Annotated in this window: 2 protein-coding genes and 1 pseudogene; 2 read left to right on the top strand and 1 reads right to left on the bottom strand. The window is 59.9% G+C overall.

Annotation, left to right across the window (positions count from 1 at the left end):
- A pseudogene (locus BMI01S_RS40210) lies at nucleotides 1-135 on the top strand (IS66 family transposase); the annotation flags it as partial.
- A gap of 87 nt (nucleotides 136-222) precedes the next feature.
- Here BMI01S_RS40210 and BMI01S_RS36245 read toward each other — a convergent pair.
- Nucleotides 223-1,689 carry a nucleotide sugar dehydrogenase gene (locus tag BMI01S_RS36245; RefSeq protein ID WP_255217853.1) on the bottom strand — a complete coding sequence of 489 codons (1,467 nt, stop codon included), beginning with the start codon at nucleotides 1,687-1,689 and terminating at the stop codon, nucleotides 223-225.
- Nucleotides 1,690-2,539: 850 nt separating this feature from the next.
- Between BMI01S_RS36245 and ltrA the strand changes: the two genes are divergently transcribed.
- Nucleotides 2,540-3,880 carry a group II intron reverse transcriptase/maturase gene (gene ltrA, locus BMI01S_RS36240; protein WP_409372331.1) on the top strand — a complete coding sequence of 447 codons (1,341 nt, stop codon included), beginning with the start codon at nucleotides 2,540-2,542 and terminating at the stop codon, nucleotides 3,878-3,880.
- Nucleotides 3,881-3,940 lie beyond the last annotated feature (60 nt).

The raw sequence follows: 3,940 nt of genomic DNA, 5'->3' as shown, positions 1-3,940 counted from the left end.
TACGCAGACCACCAGCCGTTGTACCGGCAATCGGCGATCGCGGCGCGCGACGGCGTGACGCTTGACCGGGCCTGTATGGGCCGATGGATCGGCCAGTGCGAGGCACTGTGCGCTCCGCTAACAGAGCCGCTGCGACTCCTGCGAACGAAAAGAGATCGAGACGATGGGTCGGGGCAATGTCGGGAAGCTGTGCCCCATCTTCGATTTGGAACCGTGTCGAGCTCACGCCTTCACAACATTACCTGCGGCGATCGCACGGCGTGCGCAAACATTTCGCGTATCCACAACCAACGGGCAGTTCTCGACAATGAGCCGATAGTCGACGTCATCGTGATCCGTGACGATCACAGCGGCGTCGTATTGGCGAAGCTGACATGGTTCACAGGAAACCGACTTTAGGCCTTGAATGGCCGGATGTTCCCGCATTGGCTGGACCTCCGGCACGTGCGGATCGTGGTATTCGACGGCTGCGCCTCGCTCCGTCAACAGTTCGATTAGCCTGAACGCTGGGCTCTCGCGCACGTCGTTGACGTTGCGCTTGTACGCCACGCCAACAATCAGGATTTGTGCCCCGTTCAAACTCTTCTTGTATCGATCGGATAGCGCGGACAGTATATGATCCGCGACGTGACGCGGCATCGACGTGTTGATCTCGCCCGCGGTCTCGATGAGTCGGGTCGTGATCCCAAAAGCGCGAGCCCTCCACGTCAGGTAAAACGGATCGATGGGAATGCAGTGTCCTCCCAGACCCGGCCCCGGATAGAATGCCATATAGCCGAACGGTTTCGTCTTGGCTGCCTCGACAACCTCCCAGATGTCGATGCCCATCGGTTCGTAGATAACCTTGAGCTCGTTGACAAGGGCGATGTTGACCGCTCTGAAGATGTTTTCGGTGAGCTTGACCGCCTCGGCTGTCTCCAGCGACGAAACCGGGACCGTCTTGGCTACGATGCGCTCATACAGTGAGCGAGCGACCTCCAGTGCGTAAGCGCTATCTGCGCCGATGACCTTGGGAATTCGCGTCGTGAGATATTCCGGGTTTCCGGGGTCTTCGCGTTCCGGAGAATATGCTAGAAGAAAATCGTCGCCCGACTTCAGGGCGGTACGCTCGAGAAGTGGACGTACGATATCCCGCGTGGTGCCGGGATACGTCGTAGATTCCAGTACGATCAGTTGGCCCGGTCGCAGATGTTGAGCAATACATTCGACCGTGCTGACGACGTATGACAGATCCGGCTCCCGATGGCGGGTGAGCGGTGTCGGCACGCAAATCAGCACGGCGTCAACATCGCGGATTGCCGAGAACGCCGTCGTGGCGAAAAACTTCTTTTGTGCGACGAATTTGGCGAGCTGGTCGTCGCTGACGTGCTGGATGTACGATTGCGACGCATTCAGCATGGCCACTTTTTGCGCGTCGATATCCAGGCCAACGACGTTGAAACCACCTTCGGTCGCGGCCATTGCCAACGGCAACCCAACATAGCCGAGTCCGACCACCGCGACCTGTGCTTCGCGTTTGACGATACGTTGGAGCAATTCTCCCGTTGCTCGCGACGCCGGTGACGATTCGTCGTGTGCCGCGAGGAGAGGGCGGCTTTCGAGTGTCGAGAGAGACTCGCCAAGAGACTGGATACGATTTTGGGCTCGGGGATCAGCACGATCTACGGTGACAATAGCTTGTTCCATCATGGTTTCCTTCAGCGAAATGACGCGATACGCTAGGCCGTTCCCGGGGGTATGCGAAGAGTCCGTCGGTGAGCGTCGAGACGACACCATAGCGCGCGAGGATTTCGACGCGGACCACGATTTGTAAATCAATCTTGCATGCGGTTCCTCTTTGCACGACGCAACAAAATTGCCTCTGTTGAATTTTCAGTGGTTGGTATCGTCCCGGTTTCTACATAAACAAGACGAAGGCAGGTCATGCACAGCAAGCTGTTCGAAGCCACATTGGGCGTAAGCAATGAAATGAACGCGTCCGTGCGCCGGTCAAAACCGGCAAGGTGTTGTGAATGGAAGAGTCATACGTTGAAGGTCTAGCCAACCACGACGGCCTCGAGTCATGCGTGTGCGTCCGTAAGGGCGTAGGCGAAGCGTTGGCAGAGGTACGCATGGGCCAGGTATCGAGCTGCGAAATCCATTCCCCGTGCCGAAAGGCGCGGGCTGATCGGGGTGCCGAGGCACTGGACGCTTGCCGAAAGCCACACCGGGATTGCCGCATTGGCAAGGCAATCCTGGACCCCGCGCAGTCGGAGACCCTGAGCACGTGCGGAAACACCTTGCATGGGAACCGGGAGATCCCGCGCCCTACTGCGTCGCGCTGGGAAGCGTGGAACGCAGTGCGCATCGTGAAGCCTGAGGGCACACGACGATGAGCCACGGGCGTGGGAAGTCGGACTGCTGCGTAGTACCGGAGAAGCTGCCGAACAAGGCTGCGGGTGAAATCCCTGTGGCGGCGGAGGTAGTGGAGGGAAGGCGGCAGGCCAAGGGCAATGCAGTCGCAGCGCGCATGTCCCGCAGATTGGGGCGGGCATATGACATGGGAACGGCGCTCGACGGCATACGACAGACGGCCAAGGGCCGACTGGGTGCGAAGTTCACCACACTGATGCATCACATCTACGCGGTCGACCGTCTGCGGGCAGCCTACTTTGCGCTTGAGCGAACGGCGGCAGCCGGGGTGGACGGCGAGACGTGGCAGTCGTACGGACTGGAGCTTGAAGCGCGGCTTCTGGACCTGTCTGACCGGCTGGCCCGAGGGGCTTACCGGCCCCAGCCTGTCAGACGTGTGTATATCGACAAGGCGGATGGCAGCAAGCGTCCGCTGGGCGTCCCGGCACTGGAGGACAAGCTCGTCCAGGTCGCCACGGTCGAGGTACTCAATGCGATCTATGAACAGGACTTCGTCGGGTTCAGCTACGGCTTCCGTCCCGGCAAGAGCGCACACAATGCGCTCGACGCCGTGAGCGTAGGTATCGAGCGCAGGAAAGTGGGCTGGATACTCGATGCGGATATCAGCAAGTTCTACGACACAATCGAACACGACTGGCTGATCAGATTCATTGAGCACCGGATAGCGGACACGCGGGTCGTGCGGCTCATAAAGAAATGGCTGCACGCTGGCGTGCTGGAAGACGGCAGGCTGACGCAGAGTGAGGTGGGTACAGTTCAGGGCGGCAGCATCTCGCCGCTGCTGTCGAATATCTACCTCCACTATGCGTTCGACCTGTGGGTGAAGCAGTGGCGTGCGCGACACGCCGAAGGCGACGTAATCGTGGTGCGGTATGCCGATGATTGGGTCGCGGGGTTTCAGCACCCGAGGGATGCCGAGCGCTTCCAGCGCGCGGTCACCGAGAGACTGGCCCGATTCGGCTTGAAGCTGCACGAGGACAAGACGCGGCTGATCGAGTTCGGACGCTTTGCGCGCGAGAACTGCAGGCGCCGCGGGAAAGGTAAGCCGCAGACCTTCGACTTCCTGGGCTTTACGCATTGCTGCGGGAAGTCACGCAAAGGGAAGTTCGCGATAGTGCGGCTGACCAGTGCCAAGCGAATGCGGGCCAAGCTGCTGGCAGTCAAAGAGGAACTGCGCCGGCGTATGCACCAGACCATCGCAGAGCAGGGACGGTACCTGCGGGCGGTAGTGAACGGGCATATGCGCTACTTCGGGGTGCCCCGTAACGGCACGCGCATCGGGCAGTTTCGCCAAGCTGTCGGTCGAGTGTGGTTCAGAACTCTGCGTCGTCGAAGTCAGAAGCATCGCCTGACGAGTCAGCGTATGTGTCGTATCGCAGCGCACTGGTTACCCCTCGTCCATATATGCCACCCCTACCCGAGTCAGCGTCTGATCGTCACGACCCAAGGCAGGAGCCGTATGCGGTAGCTCCGCACGTACGGATCTGTGGAGGGGGCGATGGGCGACCATTGTTCCTACTCCGACCAC

The sequence above is a fragment of the Paraburkholderia mimosarum LMG 23256 = NBRC 106338 genome (assembly GCF_000739815.1).
In the GTDB taxonomy this organism is placed as follows: Bacteria; Pseudomonadota; Gammaproteobacteria; order Burkholderiales; family Burkholderiaceae; genus Paraburkholderia; species Paraburkholderia mimosarum.
Note: the sequence above shows the minus strand (reverse complement) of the source record. Positions and strands in the feature narration are given on the sequence as shown.

Bases quoted from the DNA above. Each gene is read 5' to 3' on its own strand.
- BMI01S_RS36245 (WP_255217853.1), bottom strand. From the start codon at position 1,689: ATGATGGAACAAGCTATTGTCACCGTAGATCGTGCTGATCCCCGAGCC.
- ltrA (WP_409372331.1), top strand. From the start codon at position 2,540: ATGGGAACGGCGCTCGACGGCATACGACAGACGGCCAAGGGCCGACTG.